This is a genomic window from Flavicella sp. IMCC45668, assembly GCF_057219105.1.
In genome coordinates, this window is the sequence record NZ_CM170114.1 from 145,800 (window position 1) to 164,704 (window position 18,905).

The window sequence follows — 18,905 nt, forward strand, 5'->3', positions numbered from 1 at the left end:
TTCAAATGCTTGTGTGAGTGATATTTTGTTTAATTTTAAATCATGAAGATTATAAAACACTTTTCTCACTCAAGGTTTAAAGAATTGATTTTTCAATTGTTTTTGCATGTTATGGTTTTTGTGTTTTTTGCGTATGACAAAAGAATCGAGGGTATTGATTTTAAGCAGTTTTACTTTTATTTAAATTTGGTTTTTACGGCATTTGTAATCAACTATGTGTTACTGCCTAAGTTTCTTTATAAAAACAAGTATTGGGAGTTGGTCATTGCTGTAGTCTCGGTTTTGATAATCGTAATTTTGGTTGAGGAGTTTGTTTTAGAAAAGATTTTTTATCCAGAGACACGAGGTAGGAAATTTTCTAAGATTTTTTATACGTTGTTAGGAGTTTTACCAACAATTTCTATACTGGTAGGTTTTAAATTTGCTTGGGATGCTTTGGTAAAACAACGTGAGGTTTTGGAGTTGAAAAACTCTGTAAAAGAAAGTGAATTATTGTATTTGAAGTCGCAAATAAATCCACATTTTTTGTTTAATAATATTAACAACTTGTATTCTTATGCAGTAATGGAATCGCCCAAAACACCAGAGATAATTTTAGAGCTTTCATCTGTTTTACGATATATGTTGTATGAGTGTAAAGAACGATTTGTTCCTTTAGAGAAAGAGATTCATCATTTAGAACATTATGTGAATCTGAGTAAACTTCAAATAGAAGGGAGAGGAGAAGTAAGTTTGAGAGTGAAAGAAGAAATGGGAAGTTTTGTTATTTCGCCATTGATATTGACTGTGTTCGTTGAAAATGCATTCAAGCATAGCTCATCAAGTCAAACGAATGCTATCGAAATAGATATAGATTTGAAAATAGATGAAAAAGGAGTACTTAATTTCAAGTGTAAAAACACCTTTTTAGATGTTAGTAACACTCATGATTTAGGTAGTGGAATTGGTTTGTTGAATGTTAAGAAACGTTTAGAATTGGTGTATCCAAATCGTCATAGTTTGAATATTGAATCGGATAATGAGAGTTATTCGGTAGATTTAACAATTGAATTGAAAGATTAGTTGAAATATGAATTGTATCATCATTGAAGATCAGTTACCGGCTCAAAGAATATTAAAGAAATATATTTCGGATATAGGTTCGATGACCTTGATAGGTTGTTATGCTGATGCTATGGAGTCATTAGAAGTAATCAATTTCGGTAAGGTAGATGTGGTGTTTTTAGATATTCATTTGCCGAAGTTGTCTGGTATGGATTTCTTAAAAAGCCTAACCACTTCTCCCCAAATTATTATTACTACAGCTTTTCAAGATTATGCTATTGAGAGTTATGAATATAATGTGATTGATTATTTATTGAAACCTTTTTCTTTTCAAAGGTTTGTAAAAGCAGTGTCTAAAGCTACTAAGAAAAGTGGAGCGTTAAGTTTGAATTCTTCGAGTTCTTTTACGCGTAATTCTGATGAATTAACAGAGGTGTTTGTAAAAGTAGGTTATGATTATATTCGAGTTAAGTTTGACGAAATTCATTACATTTTAACAGACTCAGATTATACGGAGTTGTATTTAAATGACAGGAAGATTCTTTCATCTGAAACATTAAAATATTGGCAAGAATTACTTGGCAGTAAATATTTTATGAGGGTTCATAAATCTTATTTGATAAATATATCTAAGATTGTAAAAATATCTGGGAATCAGGTTTTTTTGGAAGGGGAGATTTCCATTCCGTTGGGTAGAGTGTTTAAAAGTGATTTTATCAAACGGTTTAACGAGCGCAGGTAATCTACTAAGTTTATAGGCTATATAGAATTAAATTTCTATCTTCGTTTTATGCTTTCAAAAAAGACAAAATACGGATTAAAGGCATTGACTTTCTTGGCGAATAGACAGGAAAATTGTCCTGTACAAATATCAGAAATTGCGAAAAGTGAAAATATTTCTCATAAATTTTTGGAAAGTATCTTGCTTACTTTGCGAAAGGCGAGTCTTTTAGGTTCCAAAAAAGGTAAAGGAGGTGGTTACTACCTTTTAAAAGAACCAGCCGATATTTTAATGACAGAGGTAATTCGTTCGTTGGAAGGTCCGATCGCAATGGTTCCATGCGTAAGTTTAAATTTTTATGAAAAATGCGACGATTGTCCTGATGAAAATGCTTGTAGTGTTCATAAATTGATGATACAGGTACGGGATAGTACACTTCAGGTTTTTAGAAACACTACATTGGCGGATCTTACAGGTAAACTATAAAAGAGGTATTGAAATAGCAAAGTGAACCCCTCTTAAGCCATTGCTTCTATCAATTAATTTTACCGTCCCTTTTAATCTATCAATACATGTCTTTACCGTGGTAAGGCCTATACCAGCACTATTATCGTTTTTCGCACCAATTGTTTCAAAGAGTAAAAAAACTTTTTCTCGGTGTTCTTTGTTGATTCCTGGACCATTGTCTTCATAACTAATTTTTAGATTTTTTTCAGTTTTGAAAAAGCTAATTTTTATAAGCCCAAGTTCCTGGTCAGAATACTTTATGGAATTTGATATTAGGTTTTGAAAAATAGTTAAGAATATGATTTCTGAATGGGTTACTTTGAAATTGGCATTTATAAATTCGTATTTGAAATGGTTGGCATCGAAATTTTCACTGATACTATGTAATAAACTGCTCATGTCAAAATTTGTGATTTTTATTTTGTCAGTTGTTTTTTGCGAAAAATCAAGCATGCCGGTTGATAATGTATCCATATAACTAACACGTGAAAGTATCAAATCAATCCAATCATTAGCTTGTTGGTCTAATGCATGTTGGTAGTCTGATTTTAGCCATGAGGCTATGGTTTGAATCCCTCTTATCGGGGTTTTTATATCATGGGTTAGGCTATGAGCAAATGAATTAAGTTGTTTGTTTAGCGTTTCGGTTTCTTTGTTTTTTTCTTCGAGAAGACTAATGTTTCTCCTTAGTTGGAATTGACTAACAACTTGCTGTGATAAAGCCTCAAGAGCTTCTAGTTGAGATTTGTTAAGTTGTTTAGGCTCGTGGTCAATAACGCAGAGTGTACCGAGGGAAAAGCCATCAGGAGTGTTTAATGGAGCCCCTGCGTAAAATACTACATTGGGAGCTTCATGCACCAAGGGGTTGTCATGGAATCTTGGGTCTACTCTAGAATCAGGTACCATCAAGATTTCATTCGGTGAGTTGATTGCATGAGCGCAAAAAGCGATGTCTCTTGGTGTTTCGGTTGCATCTAGTCCATGGTGTGATTTAAACCATTGTTTGTCTTTTGAGACTAAAGAAATTAAAGCTATTGGACTAAGGCAAATTTCAGATGCAATTCTTGTGATGTTATCGTATTCTTTTTCCGGTAATGTGTCTAGAATTTGAAAACTTGTAAGAGATTTTAATCTTCCAAGTTCATTTTTGGGAGTGGTTGGGTAAATCATAGCGTTTTATTTAATGTTTTCTTTTTCAGTAGATTATAACAATTTAATCATTTTATTTTGATTCTTGAAAAAATAATTATTTTTTTAAACCTACTGTTTTTGTAGGGTAAATGCTGCGTTACTGTAGTTACTGAAGAAATTGAAGATTAATTTATATAGAAAAACTTGTGAGGTTGTAATGAAGTTCTTATTTTTGCGACATAATCTACCAATCCGATAGGGTAATAGGTTTTACAATATTTGAAATAAAAAATAAATGATATTAGATAGGTTACAAAACAACAAAGAGAATCAGAGCTACCAACAAGCTGTAGTTTCTGATAAGCCCATTCGTAGTTTATTGAAGGCGATTAGCTGGAGAGTTGTGGGGACTGTAGATACTTTGATTGTGTCTTTGTTTATTACGGGAGAAGTTTCAACTGCTTCTGCGATTGCTGGAGTTGATTTTGTGACAAAAATGATTTTATACTTTTTTCATGAAAGAGTGTGGAATACAATAAAATGGGGAAGATAATGAGTACAATTTACACAGAAGCGCAGCTTCAAGAAATTAACGATTCTTTGAAAGGTAAGACACCTCAAGAAATCGTAGCATGGGGATTAGAAACAGCAAAGAAACCATTGATAACTACAAATTTCAGACCTTATGAAGGTTCTATCTTGCATTTAACAACGAGTCAGAAGCAAGATTTAAAGGTGGTTTGGTGTGATACAGGATATAATACTCCTAATACTTATAGACATGCAGAGGCTTTAAAGGAACAGTTGAGTTTGAATATTCATTTGTATGTACCGCAGCAAACGTCTTCTCATAGAGATGTTGTGATGGGAATTCCTCAGATTGAAGATCCGATGCATAAGGTATTTACAGAACAAGTAAAGTTAGAGCCTTTTAAAAGAGCAATGGCTGAGCATCAACCTGATTTATGGTTTACCAACTTGAGAAAAGGTCAAACTGCATTTAGAGATAGTATAGATATTGTTTCTCAGGGTGCGGATGGTGTTATCAAAGTAAGTCCTTTTTACGATTGGTCTGATGAACAATTAGATGCATACAACGAGGAAAACGGAATTCCAAATGAGCATAAATACTTTGATCCGACAAAAGTATTGGGGAATAGAGAGTGTGGATTACACGCTTAATTCTTTTTAAAATTTAGTTACACGAAATAAAATAAATATAATGAGTACAATATTAAATTCTAACGCTTTAGAAAACGAAGCTATCTATATCATGAGAGAGGTAGCGGCACAGTTTGAGAAACCTGTGTTGTTGTTTTCAGGAGGTAAAGATTCGATTACTTTGGTAAGATTGGCACAGAAGGCCTTCTATCCAGCAAAAATACCATTCCCATTCTTGCATGTTGACACAGGGCATAATTTTCAGGAAACTATTGATTTCCGAGATAAGTTATGTAAAGATTTAGGGGTAGAGCTTATTGTGCGCAATGTGCAAGATAATATTGATTCAGGAAAAGTTCAGGAAGAGTCTGGAAAGTATGCAAGTAGAAATATGTTGCAAACAGAAACTTTATTAGATGCCTTAGAAGAGTTTGGTTTTGATGCCGCTATTGGTGGTGCTCGTAGAGATGAGGAAAAAGCAAGAGCCAAAGAACGTATCTTTTCTGTAAGAGATGATTTTGGTGGATGGGATGAAAGAAACCAACGACCAGAGTTGTTTGATATTTTAAATGGGAAAATTGATTTAGGACAAAATGTTCGTGTATTTCCTATTTCAAACTGGACAGAATTAGATGTTTGGTCTTATATAGAAAAGGAAGAAATTGAGATCCCTTCTATTTATTTTGCTCATAAACGTAAAACTTTTGTGAGAGATGGAATGATTTGGACAGCAGATGATGCCGTTGTGTATAGAGAAGAAGATGAGGAAGTTGTTGAAAGAATGGTTCGTTTTAGAACTGTAGGAGATATGAGTTGTACGGCAGCTGTTTTGTCTGATGCTGTAGACATTGCAAAAGTTGTTGAGGAAATTAGAGATTCTTCTATTTCAGAAAGAGGAGCGCGTATTGATGATAAGCGATCTGAAGCTGCTATGGAGAAGCGTAAACAACAAGGATATTTCTAGAATTCGTAATACTACATTAGTATCTAGATTCTAATGTAACGAAGATTCAGTTAATAAATAAATTAAAAATTTTAGGAAATGGTCTAGCTACTAGATACCAACTACCAGATACGAAATTAAAATGGAAGTTTTAAAAATAGCAACAGCGGGAAGTGTAGATGATGGGAAAAGTACCCTTATCGGTCGTATTCTATATGATACGAAATCATTGACTGATGATAAATTAGAAGCAATTGAGCGAAGTAGTAAGCAAAAAGGATTTGATTATTTAGATTTTTCTTTGGCTACTGATGGATTGGTTGCTGAGAGAGAACAAGGAATTACAATTGATGTAGCTCATATTTATTTTTCAACAGCGAAAAAGAGTTATATCATCGCAGATACTCCTGGACATGTTGAGTATACAAGAAACATGGTAACAGGTGCATCTACATCGCAAGCGGCAATTATTTTAGTTGATGCGCGTAAAGGAGCAATTGAACAAACATACCGTCATTTCTTTATCAATAACTTATTAAAAGTTAAGGATATCGTTGTGGCTGTAAATAAAATGGATTTGGTAGATTTTTCTGAGGAAAAATTTAATGCTATCAAGGCAGAGATTTCTTCTTTGGCAGAAAAGGCAGATTACAAAGGACAGAACATTACGTTTATTCCTGTAAGTGCTTTAAAAGGAGATAATGTGGTGAATAAATCAGATCAAACTCCTTGGTATGATGGTGAAACTATGTTGGAGCACTTGGAAGCTTTAGATGCTCAGGATGTTTATGAAGTTTCACAAGCACGTTTGCCAATTCAAACTGTGATTCGTCCTAAAACTGAAGAATTTCATGACTTTAGAGGGTATGCAGGTAAATTGTATGGAGGTTCTTTAAGTGTTGGTGATGAGGTAACAGTTTTACCATCAAAAACATCTTCTAAAATTAAAGAAATTTACCATTTCGATAAGACTTTTGATAAAGCAGAAAGAGGTTCTTCTGTAAATATTACTTTAGAAAATGATATCAATATTTCGAGAGGAGATTTATTAGTAAAATCTTCTGAGTTGCCAAAAGAAGCAAAACAAATTGAAGCAAAAATCTGTTGGATGGATGCTAAAAATTTGGTACCAGGAACGAAGTATTTAATTCAACATGGTGCCAATAGAGTAGTTGCAAAGATTGGTGACGTTAAATCTGTGATCAAAACTGATTTTACAGGAAAAGATGATTCTGCATCAAAATTAGCAATTAATGAAATAGGAGAGGTGTCTATAAAACTAGCCAAACCTTTATTTTATGATGCATATGCTGATAATAAAGCAAATGGGTCATTCATTTTAATAGATGCACAAACTAACAATACCTCAGGAGTAGGTTTTATCCAATAAATATAACACGAGATGCAAAGTTTTAGATCAGAAATAGAAAATCCTATCGTTGAGAAAGATATCATCGATTTGGCAGATAAAATTCAATTGTTTCATGAAGGAAGAATTGATGAAGAAAAATTTAGAAGTTTACGTTTGGCTCGTGGAGTATACGGACAACGTCAGTTTGGTGTTCAAATGATACGTATCAAATTACCTTATGGTAAAGTTACAAGTGATCAATTGCACAGAATTTCTGATGTGTCTGATGAGTATTCAAGAGGTCGTTTACATATTACAACACGTCAAGATATTCAAATTCATTACGTAAGTTTGGATAGAACTCCAGAGTTATGGGCTGAATTAGAAAAGAGTGATATTACTTTACGTGAGGCTTGTGGAAATGCGGTAAGAAACGTTACTGCTTCTGAAACTGCAGGAATTGACAAAAATGAGCCTTTTGATGTTTCTCCATATGCACATGCTGTATTCCAATTCTTTTTAAGAAATCCTATTTGTCAAGAATTAGGACGTAAATTCAAAGTTTCTTTCTCTGGAACGGATGATGATACTGCTTTAAGTTTTATGCATGATATAGGTTTTATCGCAAAAACGAAAGTAATCAACGGTGAAGAAGTAAGAGGATTTAAAGTAATGTTAGGTGGAGGATTAGGTTCTCAGCCTCGTTTTGCTGATGTAGCTTTTGATTTCTTAGAAACAAACAAAATTATTCCTTACATGGAGTCTATTTTGCGTGTTTTTGATAGATACGGAGAGCGTTCTAAAAGAGCAAAAGCTCGTTTGAAATTCTTCATCAAAGATGTTGGATTGGAAAAATTTAATGAAATAGTAGCATTAGAGACAAAAGCATTGTCTAATCAAACTGTAGAAATTTCTGCAGAAGGATTCGATACACCAGATGTTTCAGGAATTGTAGCTCCAGAAGTGACCGTAGACCAAGCAGCATTTGATGCATGGAAAGCTTCTAACGTAATTGAGCAAAAACAAGAAGGATTATTTGCAATTGGAGTAAAAGTAAATATTGGAGATTTTTATACGAAAGAAGCTAGAATTTTAGCTGATTTGATTAAGAATTACGCAGGAGACGAATTGCGTTTCTCATTACGTCAAAATATATTAATTCGTCACGTACGTGAAGATTTATTACCATTCTTTTTCCAAGAATTAGGGAAATTAGGAATGGTAGATTTAGGATACGAATCTATTCAAGATGTTACGGCTTGTCCAGGAACGGATACATGTAACTTAGGTATTGCTTCCTCAACGGGTATTGCTGATGAACTAGGGAAAGTATTAAGAGCAGAATACCCGCAATTTGCAGATGACAAAGATTTAATGATCAAAATTTCTGGTTGTATGAATGCTTGTGGTCAACACAATATGGCAAACATTGGTTATCAAGGAATGTCTGTGAAGTCTGGGAAATTAGTTGCTCCTGCTTTACAAATTTTATTAGGAGGAGGAATCTTAAAAGATGGAAAAGGTCGTATTTCTGACAAAGTAATTAAAATACCTTCTAAAAGAGGTCCAGAATCATTGCGTTTGATCTTAAATGATTTTATAGCGAATGCTGATGGAAAAGACTTTATCAACTATTACCTGAAACAAGGAGAAAAGTATTTCTATGATTTCTTAAAGCCATTATCTGATGTTTCTAATTTAGAAGAGTCTGATTTTATTGACTGGGGGAATGAAGAGAAGTATGAGAAAGCCGTAGGTATTGGAGAATGTGCTGGTGTTGTTATTGATTTGATTGCAACTTTATTATTTGACAGTAAAGAAAAAATTGAAAATGCTAAGGCATCTTTAGCAGAAGGAAAATTATCTGATGGTATTTATTATGCATATAGTTCAATTGTGAATACAGCGAAAGCTTTATTAACAGCAGAAGGAAAGAAAACAAATACGCACAATAAAATTATTTCTGATTTCAACGAAGTATTCGTAGCAACAGGGAAAATTAAATTGGATACTGATTTTGAGACTTTTATTTATCAAATAAACCAAAATGAAGCTTCAGCTGAGTTTGCTGCTAAATATTTAGCAGATGCTGAAAAGTTTTACACTTTGGTAGATCAATACAGAGAACAAGAATTAGTTGAAGCATAATAGTTATTTTGAATTAGGAGTTGTTATTTTTGCAGCTCCTAATTTTTAAAATAAAAAGAATGAATAAGCAACCAAAATTAACATTAGTAGGAGCAGGCCCTGGAGATCCAGAGCTAATTACTTTAAAAGGAGTAAGAGCTTTGCGTGAAGCAGATGTAGTTTTATACGATGCTTTGGCTAATGAAGAGTTATTGGATTATGCTGAAAATGCAGAGAAAATTTTTGTTGGAAAACGAAAAGGAATGCATAAGTTCATTCAAGAAAAAATACAAGAATTAATTGTTGAACATGCTTTGAAAGGAAAGCATGTGGTAAGATTAAAAGGAGGAGATCCTTTTATTTTTGGGCGAGGTTCTGAGGAATTGAAATTTGTAATTCAACACGGAATAGAAATAGATATTGTTTCAGGAGTAACTTCAGCAATTGCAGCGCCAGCGAGTTTTGGAATTTCTTTAACACAGAGAGGTGTAAATGAAAGTTTTCGTGTGATTACAGGTACACGCTCTGATTTAAAGTTAAGTGAAGACATTGAGGCAGCTGCTAATTCTAACACAACCATCGTTATATTGATGGGGATGAGTAAGCTTGAAAATATAGTGAACATGTTCAAGGCAAAAGGGAAAAATACAATTCCTGTTGCTATTATTGAAAATGGAACCAAATCGCAAGAACGTTTGGCAGTGGGTACCATTGATACAATTTTGAATATTGTAAATGAAAAAGGTTTATCCAATCCATCTATCATAGTTGTAGGGGAGACCGTAAAAGAAAGTGAAGTTTTATATAGTCAATTGTTAAATCAAAAAGGAAAATCATTGTAATGCAAAATCAATTATATCCTGTTTTTTTAAAAGTTACCGAGCTTAATACTTTAATAGTTGGTGGTGGTAATGTGGCTTTAGAGAAGTTAACTTTTTTATTGAAGTCTAGTCCAGATGCGAAAGTTCAAATGGTTTCACCTATGTTTCGAGAAGAAACAATTGCTTTGGCGAAAAAGCATGGGATTGAAATGTTTGAGCAACCTTATGATGTGCGTTTTTTAGAAAACAAACATATTGTAATTGCAACAACAGATTTAGAAGAAGTTAACAAACAAGTACATTCAGATTGTAAGCAAAGAAATATTCTTGTAAATCTGGCGGATAATCCTCCATTTTGTGATTTTTATATGGGAGGAATTGTAACGAAAGGAAACGTAAAAATTGCAATTTCAACAAATGGTAAGTCACCAACAATGGCGAAGCGTTTGAGACAATTTTTTGAAGAAGTGATTCCTGCTGATATTAATGAATTGGCAGAGAATTTAAATGAATACAGAAAAACTATCAAAGGAGATTTTGAAGAAAAAGTGGAAGCTTTGAACGAATTTACCAAAGGATTGGTAGCGAAGAAGAAATAATTGAATTAGTATAAGGCGAAATAGTATTTTATTACGATTTTTGCAAAACCAAATAAATTAAAATAATTACAAGATGATCGAAACAGATATATTAATAATTGGGGCCGGGCCAGTTGGAATGTTCGCCGTATTTGAAGCGGGATTATTAAAATTACGTTGTCATTTAATTGATGCTCTAGCTGAACCAGGTGGTCAGTGTACAGAAATTTATCCAAAGAAACCTATATATGATATTCCTGCTTATCCAGAAATTTTAGCGGGTGATTTGGTAAAAAACTTAGCAGAGCAAATTGCTCCATTTGAGCCAACTTATACATTAGGTGAACGAGCGGATACTATTGAGAAGTTAGACGATGGAACATTTGTTGTAACTACAAACAAAGGAACAAAACATCATGCACCAACAGTGTTTATCGCTGGTGGATTGGGATCTTTTGAGCCTAGAAAGCCGCCTATCAAAGAAATCGTAAACTACGAAGATAAAGGTGTTGAATACATTATTAAAGATCCTGAAATTTATAGAGGTAAACGAGTGGTAATTTCAGGTGGTGGAGATTCTGCTTTGGATTGGGCTATTTTCTTAGCGGATGTAGCTTCTGAAGTTTCATTGGTACACAGAAGAAAAGATTTCCGTGGTGCTTTGGATTCAGTAGAGAAAGTTGCTGAATTGTCTAAGGAAGGAAAAATTAACTTGATTACTGATGCTGAGGTGAAAGAAATTCACGGAGCAGACAAAGTTGAATCAGTTATGATTAAGCACAAAACAGAAGGTGAAAGTGTTAAAGAATGTGATCACTTTATACCTTTATTTGGATTGTCTCCAAAATTAGGACCTATTGCTGATTGGGGATTAGAAATTGAGAAAAATGCGATTGTTGTAAATAATGCGTTGGATTATGGAACAAACATCCCAGGAATTTTTGCTATTGGAGATGTGAATACATACCCAGGAAAATTGAAATTGATTTTGAGTGGTTTCCATGAGGCTACAATTGCAGTTCAATTTGCTTATAACATTATCAACCCAGGAAAGAGATATGTAATGAAGTATACTACCGTAAATGGAGTTACAGGATTTGATGGGGAAAAGAAAGAAGCTAAAAAAGCAGTTGTTAAAACTATAGAATAACAAAATGTCAGATATTAAAGTAAAAATTACGGATAGAGAAGGTGTAGTTCATGAATTAGATGCTCCAACAGATATGGGGATGAATATCATGGAATTGTGTAAAGCATATGAGTTACCTGTAGAAGGTACTTGTGGTGGTATGGCCATGTGTGCTTCTTGTCAATGCTATGTAAAGTCTGAACATGAATTACCTGAAATGGGAGATGCTGAAGAAGATATGTTGGATCAAGCATTTTACGTGGAAGACAACAGTCGTTTGGGATGTCAATTACATATTACTCCTGAAATGGATGGTTTGGAAATTGAATTAGCACCGGAAAGTGAAGTGTAAGTTTTACTGAAATAAGCATAATAAAAGTCTCTAATCGAAAGGTTAGAGATTTTTTTTGTTTTTTATTTTGCAGGAATAGATTTTAGTCTATATTTGTAACTAAATATAAAGTATATTAAGTATGTCTTATTCGTTGTCTTTTTCTAAAGCTGTTTTGGTTGTAATTTTTATTGCGGATAAAATTCGACAAGGTCAGTTTGAGTTTCTTTCAACGAAATCTATTTCAGAAATATTAAATATTCCTAGACCAACATTGGTTAAAATAATGCAAAGCTTGACCTTAGCAGGTATCATTGAAACAAAAGAAGGTAAAAGTGGTGGAGTAAGGCTATTAAAAGATCCAAAGTCGATAACGGTATTAGATATCCTGGAAGCAACAGAAGGAGGTAAAACGCTATTTCAAACATCTTATAATATCTTGGCAGAGGGTAAGAGACCAGACAAAGCTCAAAAGTCAATTACAGGAGTTTTACAGCAAGCTGAAAAGCAAATGAAACTCAGTTTAGGTGCCAAATCAATAGCGGAAGTATTGCAAGATATGTCGTAAAAATTTTTACCTTAAACTAAATATAATAAATATATAGTATAATTAAAAATAAATTAAAATGAAAACTATTAAATTAACGGTACTACTAGCAATATTTTTCTTAGTTGGTACTAAGGCTGTAAAAGCTCAGAATCAGAATACAAAAAAAACTAAAATTAGCATAGAGGTGGATCCTGCTACCTTTTTATTTAATGGTTATAGTTTTCATCTCAGATTACAACCTAAAAATAGCGAACATCATTTATTTGGAGCAGGAGTCTATGCGATGGATTTACCAGATGTATTTGTTGATTTAAATGAGATGAATAAAGGTAAAGGATGGAAGGCTCGAATAAATTTAGGATATGGACTATTTGAAGAATATTATTTTTCAGAGGTTCATAAAAAATGGTTTATTGGTGGACAATTAAGTATTCAAGAATTTAGATTGGAAAACGATCATTATATGGAGACCTCTAATTTTTCTAATGTATTAGTGATGCCTTATGTAGGCTATTCGTTTATGCCATTTAATAACAATTTTTATATAAAACCATGGGGAGGTGTTGGTTATACTGCAAAAATAGCTGGTGATAATACGATTGAAGGCGAAAGTTATGACATTGCACCGCTTACCATGTTTTTAACAGTACACTTAGGTTATACTTTTTAAAGGTATAAAAACAGTCAGCTGAAGCGCTTCTTACAGTTGGCTGTTTTTTTCTTTTATCTAAGTGATGAAGTTGGATGCAATAGGTTTAGAATTCCGTACTTTTGCAATTCAATAGTACAAAATGGAGAATAATTTTAAAATGGTTGCTACAACCATGTTTGGTTTAGAGGAAGTATTGGCAAAGGAATTGAAAGATCTTGGTGCACAAGATGTTGAAATAGCCAATAGAAGTGTTAGTTTTAGAGGAGATAAAGGTTTTATGTATAAGGCTAATATTGCTTTACGAACTGCCATACGAATCTTAAAACCCATTAGAAAATTTAGAGTTAGAAATGAAGATGATCTTTATAAAAGTCTTCAAAAAATTGAATGGGAAAAATATTTGTCAGTAGAAGGTACTTTTTCTATTGGTGCAGTTGTGAATTCAAGAAATTTTACCACAAACTCGCACTATATTTCTTTAAAGTCTAAAGATGCCATAGCAGATTACTACCGTCATAAATATAGTAAAAGACCAAATGTAGATTTAAAATACCCGAATCTAAAAATTCATGTGCATATAAAGAATGACCTATGTACTGTTTCTCTTGATAGTTCTGGGGATTCATTGCATAAAAGAGGATACAGAAGCTCAACTAATATTGCTCCTATTAATGAGGTATTAGCAGCAGGATTGGTGTTGTTATCGGGATATACAGGAGAAGAAAATTTTATTGATCCTATGTGTGGATCTGGTACTATTTTGATTGAAGCAACGATGATAGCTTGTAGAATTCCTGCCAATATAAACAGGAAACATTTTGCTTTTGAAAATTGGTTGGATTATGATGAAGACTTGTATTTTATTATCCAGGATTCCTTATTGAAAAAAATTAGTAGTCCACATTATAAAATAATGGGATTTGATAAGGCGCCTTCTGCGGTAAGGAAAGCAAATGAAAATATTGAAAATGCGAATTTAGCTGATTTTGCAGCAGTACATCATGTGAACTTTTTTAACTCCAAAAAAGAAGTTTTTGGAAAAACTACAATCATGTTCAATCCTCCTTATGGAGAACGTTTGGAATTAGCCGATTTAGAAGGCTTTTATAAAAATATTGGAGATACATTGAAATTTGGATATCCAGGTTCAACAGCATGGTTTATTACTTCTGATTTACAAGCATTGAAACATGTTGGTTTGCGAACATCGAAAAGAATTCCATTAAAAAATGGAGATTTGGATTGTCGTTTTGTAAGATACGATATGTACGAAGGCTCAAGAAAGCCTCAGAAAACAGAATGGGGTACTACGGAAGAGTAGTTTGTAATAATTTCTCTTTTCTGTATTGATTTGGGGAAAGTCCGGTATTTCTTTTAAAGGCATATGAAAAATGTGCGCTTTGTTGGTAGCCGACTTTCTCTGATATGGTAGCGATGCTATGCGTCGATTTTTTCAAGAGTTTTTTCGCATATTTGATTCGTTTCTTTTGAGAATATTCAAAAATGGTGATCCCGTAAGCTTCTTTAAAATATTTTTTTAGATATGATGTATTTAACCCCGCCGTTTTTGATAGGGTTTCAATCGAAAATTGAATTTCTAAATTATTTTTTATTTGCTTGGTAACCTTTTCCAATTGCAAATGATATGGATGCTTTTTATTTTCTTTCTTTTGAACAGATGAAAAGTCGATTACAGACGCTAAAAATTCAAATATTTTATTATTCAAGCTCATCAACTGACACAAGCCAAAAGCATTTTGGTCGAAAATTTCTTTGAGTATTGCTTCTTTTTTAGCGTCCACGTTAAATGTGAATCTGTCTTGAGAATTCAGAGTAGAGGTAATGTGATGTTGAAGACTTTCATTAAATATACTCTGTTTGAAATAGGCTTCTTTTAACTCAAAAATAATAATCTTAGTCTCTGTTAGTGTAGTACCTATTCTAAATGATTTTAACGGATTGTTTATGAATATTCCAGTTTTTTGAGAGAGTTCTTGGGCTTGATTTTCAACAGTCCATGTAAGAGCGGTACAATTAGATACATTTAGAATAAAATATTTATGGTTTTTATTCAAAACCAATGCTGTATCTAAATTTTTAATTTCTTCAAGCGTGTGTCGTTGAATTCTCCATGTATTGAATTCGATGCTCTTGAAAAGACCTTTAATGTTGTTGTGCACATAGATATACGCTTCCTTTTTTAAACCAAATTCTTCTTTTGAATTATTTAGTCTAGAGGAAGTTTCAGTGGCTAAAAAAAAATCTAAATCATTACTCATCATAAGTCACGGTAAAAGTATTAATTTAAACTAATTAAAAATAAGAGATTGGGTTATTTTTCCGAATTGGTAAAAATAATTTCCGTATTCGAAAGTTTGAAAGTCCTGTATTCATGTATTTTTGTATTTAAATATTATTAAGACTTAATAAAAATAAATAAAAATGAATACGATTAAAAAGATTTTAATACTGTTGTTTCTTGGAACTGCAGTTGTCACAAATGCACAGTCAAAAAAGAAAAAGGATCAGAATGCGATTAAGGAAATGTGTGGGTGTTTTGAAGTAACTTTTAATTTTACTGAAACTTTTGAATACAGTGAAGATTCTTTATATCATGCATCTGAGGATAAGGTGGCAACAGCTATTGAATTGGCAGGTTTAGTTACAGATGAAAAAAATAAAATTTCTATTCAACATCTTTTGCAAGTAGGAAATCCATCAGATCCACATATAGTTAAACATTGGAGGCAAGATTGGTTGTATGAGAATAATGATTTATACAGTTTCAATGGAGATAATACTTGGCTTTTTGAACAAAAATCAAATAAGGATGTATCCAAACAATGGACTCAAAAAGTTTATCAAGTTGATAATAGTCCAAGATATGAAGGTACCGCAACATGGGTTCATGTAGATGGGAAAAGTTATTGGGAGAATACTACATCTGCACCCTTACCACGAAGAGAATACACCAAAAGAAGTGACTATAATGTAACAATGCGTGGGAATCGTCATGAAATTACCGAATATGGTTGGTTGCATGATCAAGATAACTCAAAGTTGATTAGAGCTAAAGGAAAAGAGGATGTCGTATTAGCAAAAGAAAAGGGATACAATATCTATGTAAGAATTGACGATAGTAGATGTGAGGCTGCTGCTAAATGGTGGAAAGAAAATACTTCTAAATGGGAAATAGTAAGAGCAAAATGGAACGAAGTTTACGCTAGAAATAGAGATTTGAACTTAAGAAGTAAAGTTGATAACAAGGTTTTGTATAAACATCTATTCAAAGAAGAAGTAAGTAGTGCAGAAGAAATCAATCAAATTATCGAATCATTTGTAAAATAATTCTTCATGAAGCTCTTGAAAATTTTCACGGTTCTTTTTGTCTTGTTTTTCACGGTGGTTAGTTTTAACGCTTTAAATGAAACGACTCCTGTAAAATGCATGATTCAGATGAATAAATATGAAGGAGAGCCAGCCTACATAGTGATTTCATTGTTGGATAATGAAAATAATTATGTAAAAACTCTTTATGTCCAGGGAGATGATAACGAGTGGTTTTCAGAGATTCCATCTTGGTGGCAATTTTATGGAAAGTACCGACCAAATATTGATGCAATCTCTGGGGCAACGGTGGGGTCAGGAAAACGCGTTGTTACGAATATTAAGATTCCTAAAGATGCTTTTCAAAAAGGTTTCAAGTTACGGTTTGAAACAGCTGTTGAGGACAATGCTTATTTCGAAAAAGATATTCAAATAGAATTGACATCTAGCCAAGAATTGAATCAAAAAATTGAAGGTATTGGTTACATCAGTTATATAAGAATGTTAGCTCAATAGCGGAGCAGAGTTCAAAAAATATTGAATAAAAATACAAGTAAATGAAAATTAAGATAACAGTTTTGCTTTTATGGGCATACACTTTGAGTTTAAGTTCACAAAATAAAAATGTTTTTTTGGATAGATCTTTTTGGTCTCCAGAAACTACAATTTCAGCGGTAAAACAAGCGATAAAAGAAGGAAATGATATAACTGAATTTGATGAAAATAATTTTGATGCAGTTGTTAAGTCAATTTTAGGGAATGCACCCTTAGAAACCATAGAATATCTGCTCTCTTTTGAGGGGAATGGAATTGATAAAAGAACGCACGACAAAAGAACTTATATTTTTTGGGCGGCTTATTCCGGGAATGTTGCATTGATTGAAAAATTGATAGAAAAGAAGGCATCTGTGAACGTTAAGGATTCTCATCAATTTTCTCCTTTGACCTTTGCCGCTTCTGCTGGTCAAACTAATATTGAGGTTTACAAATTATTGATTGATGCAGGAATAGATATCAAAACAGATAAAGATGGCCATGGAGCAAATGGACTTTTATTAGCTTTTACAAGCGTTAAAGATTTTTCTCTTGTAGCATATTTTATTTCTCAGGGAGCCTTACTAACTGATACAGATGATCTAGGAAATGGAGCTTTTAATTATGCAGCAAAAGGAGGAAATCAACAAGTGTTACAAGAGTTAATTTCTCGAGGTTTACCTTATAACAAACCGAACAAAAACGGAGGGAATGCCATGCTTTTCGCAACAATGGGTTCAAGAAAAGGATACCAATCCTTAGAGAAATTTAAGTTTTTAGAATCACTTGGTGTTGAGGCAAATATTACCAATAATGACGGTATAAATGCCATTCATAATCTTTCATCAGGAAATAAAGACATTGCTTCTTTTGAGTTTTTTAAATCAAAAGGGGTATCTGTAGATCAAGTGGATTCTAAAGGAAATAATCCATTGATAAAGGCTGCGGAACGAAACTCTCTTAAGGTTGTTAGTTGGTTGGAGGAAAATACCAAATCTATCAATCATAAAAATAACGAGGGAGAGACATGTTTGACCAAATCTATGGGAAATAATCCCAAAGTAATCCAATATCTATTGGATCAAAAGGCAGATATCAATGTAATTGATGCCAAAGGCAATAATATAGTTTATCATTTATTTAGGACTTTGAATAGGAGAAATTCAAAGGATTTCAAAACAAAATTAGACCTACTTAAAAATAATGGTTTTGATATTGCAGCAGCGCAAAAGAATGGGAATACTTTATATCACTTGGCAGCGGAAAAAAATAACGAAAAGTTATTAAAAACTGTAAGCAATTTAGGAGTTGATATCAATGTAAAAAATACAGATGGACTAACAGCTTTGCATATTGCAGTGATGAGTGCTACCAATATGAAAACCATTGATTATTTGCTGTCTCTTGGAGCTGATAAATCTATCCGAACAGATTTTGATGAAACCGTATATCAGTTAGCAAAAGAAAATGAGCAGCTGAATTCAAAAGAAATTAAAATTTTAAAATAAAAGGAATGAAAAAAACTGTTTTAATACTCTTTACATTGATCTCTATCCTAGCTTTTTCTACGAAAAAAACGAGTCTTTACAAATGTATGATTCAAATGAAGAATTATTCAGGAGAAGGGGCCTATATCGTTATTTCATTAATCAAACCAGATGGTTCTTATGCCAAAACGTTACAAGTGTTTGGAGATGATAAAGAATGGTATCCAGAAGTAGATCACTGGTGGGCTTTTCAAAAATCTAAAAAAGAAGAAATCGATGCAATCACAGGAGCAACCTTGTCAGGAGGGAAAAGACAAGTAGTTTCTTTTTCTCTTGAAGATGCCGTTATCAATGCGGGATATAAAATACGCATCGAAACGTCGGTAGAGGATGATGAATATTACATGGATGATGTATCCTATGAACTGACATCAGAAACAATTCAATCAAAAATCGAAGGAAATGGTTTTATCCGATATGTTCGTATGATGCCAAAATAAATTTTCCTTGA

At 32.9% G+C, this 18,905-nt stretch carries 21 protein-coding genes; 19 read left to right on the forward strand and 2 right to left on the reverse strand.

Translation table 11 applies throughout. The features are described 5' to 3' along the window. Window positions 1–42: 42 nt before the first annotated feature. Genes AC2DZ0_RS00700 through AC2DZ0_RS00710 form a run of 3 tightly spaced genes read left to right on the forward strand, consistent with a single transcriptional unit; the run spans window position 43 to window position 2,251 of the window. Window positions 43–1,062 (forward strand): sensor histidine kinase, encoded by a 1,020-nt coding sequence (locus AC2DZ0_RS00700; protein ID WP_484643043.1) that lies wholly within the window; start codon window positions 43–45, stop codon window positions 1,060–1,062. Window positions 1,063–1,069: 7 nt separating this feature from the next. Then, window positions 1,070–1,786, forward strand: coding sequence for a LytR/AlgR family response regulator transcription factor (locus AC2DZ0_RS00705; protein WP_484643045.1), 717 nt, complete (start codon window positions 1,070–1,072; stop codon window positions 1,784–1,786). A gap of 48 nt (window positions 1,787–1,834) precedes the next feature. Then, window positions 1,835–2,251 carry an RrF2 family transcriptional regulator gene (locus AC2DZ0_RS00710; protein WP_484491110.1) on the forward strand — a complete coding sequence of 139 codons (417 nt, stop codon included), beginning with the start codon at window positions 1,835–1,837 and terminating at the stop codon, window positions 2,249–2,251. Here the strand turns inward: AC2DZ0_RS00710 and AC2DZ0_RS00715 are convergent. Next, the gene (locus AC2DZ0_RS00715; RefSeq protein ID WP_484643047.1) at window positions 2,246–3,442 is read right to left on the reverse strand and encodes a GAF domain-containing sensor histidine kinase; all 1,197 of its coding nucleotides are present in this window, start codon (window positions 3,440–3,442) and stop codon (window positions 2,246–2,248) included. The genes AC2DZ0_RS00710 and AC2DZ0_RS00715 overlap by 6 nt on opposite strands. A 256-nt stretch (window positions 3,443–3,698) precedes the next feature. Here AC2DZ0_RS00715 and AC2DZ0_RS00720 point away from each other — a divergent pair, with 256 nt between their 5' ends. From AC2DZ0_RS00720 to AC2DZ0_RS00775, 12 genes are all read left to right on the forward strand, one after another. Further along, a complete protein-coding gene (locus AC2DZ0_RS00720) occupies window positions 3,699–3,956 on the forward strand; it encodes a DUF2061 domain-containing protein (RefSeq protein ID WP_484491112.1) in 258 nt (85 codons plus the stop codon). Continuing rightward, entirely contained in the window at window positions 3,956–4,585 is a 630-nt protein-coding gene (locus AC2DZ0_RS00725) for a phosphoadenosine phosphosulfate reductase domain-containing protein (protein WP_484491113.1), read from the forward strand. Before AC2DZ0_RS00720 ends, AC2DZ0_RS00725 begins: the two co-directional genes overlap by 1 nt. Window positions 4,586–4,625: 40 nt before the next feature. Further along, the gene (gene cysD / locus AC2DZ0_RS00730) at window positions 4,626–5,528 is read left to right on the forward strand and encodes a sulfate adenylyltransferase subunit CysD (protein ID WP_484491114.1); all 903 of its coding nucleotides are present in this window, start codon (window positions 4,626–4,628) and stop codon (window positions 5,526–5,528) included. 121 nt (window positions 5,529–5,649) lie between these two features. Next, window positions 5,650–6,897 carry a sulfate adenylyltransferase subunit 1 gene (locus AC2DZ0_RS00735; protein WP_484491115.1) on the forward strand — a complete coding sequence of 416 codons (1,248 nt, stop codon included), beginning with the start codon at window positions 5,650–5,652 and terminating at the stop codon, window positions 6,895–6,897. Window positions 6,898–6,909: 12 nt separating this feature from the next. Beyond that, complete coding sequence (locus AC2DZ0_RS00740) at window positions 6,910–9,006, forward strand: nitrite reductase (RefSeq protein WP_484643050.1); 2,097 nt, start codon at window positions 6,910–6,912, stop codon at window positions 9,004–9,006. 59 nt (window positions 9,007–9,065) lie between these two features. After that, window positions 9,066–9,827 carry a uroporphyrinogen-III C-methyltransferase gene (cobA, locus tag AC2DZ0_RS00745; protein WP_484643052.1) on the forward strand — a complete coding sequence of 254 codons (762 nt, stop codon included), beginning with the start codon at window positions 9,066–9,068 and terminating at the stop codon, window positions 9,825–9,827. Then, window positions 9,827–10,405, forward strand: coding sequence for a precorrin-2 dehydrogenase/sirohydrochlorin ferrochelatase family protein (locus AC2DZ0_RS00750; RefSeq protein ID WP_484643054.1), 579 nt, complete (start codon window positions 9,827–9,829; stop codon window positions 10,403–10,405). Before cobA ends, AC2DZ0_RS00750 begins: the two co-directional genes overlap by 1 nt. A gap of 73 nt (window positions 10,406–10,478) precedes the next feature. Beyond that, the gene (locus tag AC2DZ0_RS00755) at window positions 10,479–11,534 is read left to right on the forward strand and encodes an NAD(P)/FAD-dependent oxidoreductase (RefSeq protein WP_484491119.1); all 1,056 of its coding nucleotides are present in this window, start codon (window positions 10,479–10,481) and stop codon (window positions 11,532–11,534) included. 4 nt (window positions 11,535–11,538) lie between these two features. After that, entirely contained in the window at window positions 11,539–11,865 is a 327-nt protein-coding gene (locus tag AC2DZ0_RS00760; RefSeq protein WP_484491120.1) for a 2Fe-2S iron-sulfur cluster-binding protein, read from the forward strand. 121 nt (window positions 11,866–11,986) lie between these two features. Beyond that, complete coding sequence (locus tag AC2DZ0_RS00765) at window positions 11,987–12,412, forward strand: RrF2 family transcriptional regulator (RefSeq protein ID WP_484491121.1); 426 nt, start codon at window positions 11,987–11,989, stop codon at window positions 12,410–12,412. Between the two features lie 58 nt (window positions 12,413–12,470). Continuing rightward, window positions 12,471–13,064, forward strand: a complete 594-nt coding sequence (locus AC2DZ0_RS00770) for a hypothetical protein (RefSeq protein ID WP_484491122.1) — start codon at window positions 12,471–12,473, stop codon at window positions 13,062–13,064. 121 nt (window positions 13,065–13,185) lie between these two features. Further along, window positions 13,186–14,367 carry a THUMP domain-containing class I SAM-dependent RNA methyltransferase gene (locus tag AC2DZ0_RS00775; RefSeq protein ID WP_484491123.1) on the forward strand — a complete coding sequence of 394 codons (1,182 nt, stop codon included), beginning with the start codon at window positions 13,186–13,188 and terminating at the stop codon, window positions 14,365–14,367. Here AC2DZ0_RS00775 and AC2DZ0_RS00780 read toward each other — a convergent pair. Continuing rightward, the gene (locus AC2DZ0_RS00780; RefSeq protein WP_484643056.1) at window positions 14,354–15,328 is read right to left on the reverse strand and encodes a helix-turn-helix domain-containing protein; all 975 of its coding nucleotides are present in this window, start codon (window positions 15,326–15,328) and stop codon (window positions 14,354–14,356) included. The genes AC2DZ0_RS00775 and AC2DZ0_RS00780 overlap by 14 nt on opposite strands. Window positions 15,329–15,488: 160 nt before the next feature. Between AC2DZ0_RS00780 and AC2DZ0_RS00785 the strand changes: the two genes are divergently transcribed. The 4 genes from AC2DZ0_RS00785 to AC2DZ0_RS00800 are packed head-to-tail and all read left to right on the forward strand — an operon-like array spanning window position 15,489 to window position 18,894. Then, a complete protein-coding gene (locus tag AC2DZ0_RS00785; protein ID WP_484643058.1) occupies window positions 15,489–16,394 on the forward strand; it encodes a DUF6607 family protein in 906 nt (301 codons plus the stop codon). A 6-nt stretch (window positions 16,395–16,400) separates the two neighbouring features. Continuing rightward, the gene (locus tag AC2DZ0_RS00790) at window positions 16,401–16,889 is read left to right on the forward strand and encodes a DUF2271 domain-containing protein (protein ID WP_484643059.1); all 489 of its coding nucleotides are present in this window, start codon (window positions 16,401–16,403) and stop codon (window positions 16,887–16,889) included. A gap of 41 nt (window positions 16,890–16,930) precedes the next feature. After that, entirely contained in the window at window positions 16,931–18,415 is a 1,485-nt protein-coding gene (locus tag AC2DZ0_RS00795) for an ankyrin repeat domain-containing protein (RefSeq protein ID WP_484643060.1), read from the forward strand. Between the two features lie 5 nt (window positions 18,416–18,420). Next, entirely contained in the window at window positions 18,421–18,894 is a 474-nt protein-coding gene (locus AC2DZ0_RS00800) for a DUF2271 domain-containing protein (RefSeq protein WP_484643062.1), read from the forward strand. Window positions 18,895–18,905 lie beyond the last annotated feature (11 nt).

Excerpts from the sequence above, each read along its gene's own strand:
- cysD (WP_484491114.1), top strand. The coding sequence starts at position 4,626 with ATGAGTACAATATTAAATTCTAACGCTTTAGAAAACGAAGCTATCTAT.
- AC2DZ0_RS00740 (WP_484643050.1), top strand. The coding sequence starts at position 6,910 with ATGCAAAGTTTTAGATCAGAAATAGAAAATCCTATCGTTGAGAAAGAT.
- AC2DZ0_RS00760 (WP_484491120.1), top strand. The coding sequence starts at position 11,539 with ATGTCAGATATTAAAGTAAAAATTACGGATAGAGAAGGTGTAGTTCAT.
- cobA (WP_484643052.1), top strand. The coding sequence starts at position 9,066 with ATGAATAAGCAACCAAAATTAACATTAGTAGGAGCAGGCCCTGGAGAT.
- AC2DZ0_RS00725 (WP_484491113.1), top strand. The coding sequence starts at position 3,956 with ATGAGTACAATTTACACAGAAGCGCAGCTTCAAGAAATTAACGATTCT.
- AC2DZ0_RS00795 (WP_484643060.1), top strand. The coding sequence starts at position 16,931 with ATGAAAATTAAGATAACAGTTTTGCTTTTATGGGCATACACTTTGAGT.
- AC2DZ0_RS00705 (WP_484643045.1), top strand. The coding sequence starts at position 1,070 with ATGAATTGTATCATCATTGAAGATCAGTTACCGGCTCAAAGAATATTA.
- AC2DZ0_RS00780 (WP_484643056.1), bottom strand. The coding sequence starts at position 15,328 with ATGATGAGTAATGATTTAGATTTTTTTTTAGCCACTGAAACTTCCTCT.
- AC2DZ0_RS00770 (WP_484491122.1), top strand. The coding sequence starts at position 12,471 with ATGAAAACTATTAAATTAACGGTACTACTAGCAATATTTTTCTTAGTT.
- AC2DZ0_RS00720 (WP_484491112.1), top strand. The coding sequence starts at position 3,699 with ATGATATTAGATAGGTTACAAAACAACAAAGAGAATCAGAGCTACCAA.
- AC2DZ0_RS00715 (WP_484643047.1), bottom strand. The coding sequence starts at position 3,442 with ATGATTTACCCAACCACTCCCAAAAATGAACTTGGAAGATTAAAATCT.
- AC2DZ0_RS00735 (WP_484491115.1), top strand. The coding sequence starts at position 5,650 with ATGGAAGTTTTAAAAATAGCAACAGCGGGAAGTGTAGATGATGGGAAA.
- AC2DZ0_RS00785 (WP_484643058.1), top strand. The coding sequence starts at position 15,489 with ATGAATACGATTAAAAAGATTTTAATACTGTTGTTTCTTGGAACTGCA.
- AC2DZ0_RS00790 (WP_484643059.1), top strand. The coding sequence starts at position 16,401 with ATGAAGCTCTTGAAAATTTTCACGGTTCTTTTTGTCTTGTTTTTCACG.
- AC2DZ0_RS00710 (WP_484491110.1), top strand. The coding sequence starts at position 1,835 with ATGCTTTCAAAAAAGACAAAATACGGATTAAAGGCATTGACTTTCTTG.
- AC2DZ0_RS00800 (WP_484643062.1), top strand. The coding sequence starts at position 18,421 with ATGAAAAAAACTGTTTTAATACTCTTTACATTGATCTCTATCCTAGCT.
- AC2DZ0_RS00755 (WP_484491119.1), top strand. The coding sequence starts at position 10,479 with ATGATCGAAACAGATATATTAATAATTGGGGCCGGGCCAGTTGGAATG.
- AC2DZ0_RS00765 (WP_484491121.1), top strand. The coding sequence starts at position 11,987 with ATGTCTTATTCGTTGTCTTTTTCTAAAGCTGTTTTGGTTGTAATTTTT.
- AC2DZ0_RS00775 (WP_484491123.1), top strand. The coding sequence starts at position 13,186 with ATGGAGAATAATTTTAAAATGGTTGCTACAACCATGTTTGGTTTAGAG.
- AC2DZ0_RS00700 (WP_484643043.1), top strand. The coding sequence starts at position 43 with ATGAAGATTATAAAACACTTTTCTCACTCAAGGTTTAAAGAATTGATT.
- AC2DZ0_RS00750 (WP_484643054.1), top strand. The coding sequence starts at position 9,827 with ATGCAAAATCAATTATATCCTGTTTTTTTAAAAGTTACCGAGCTTAAT.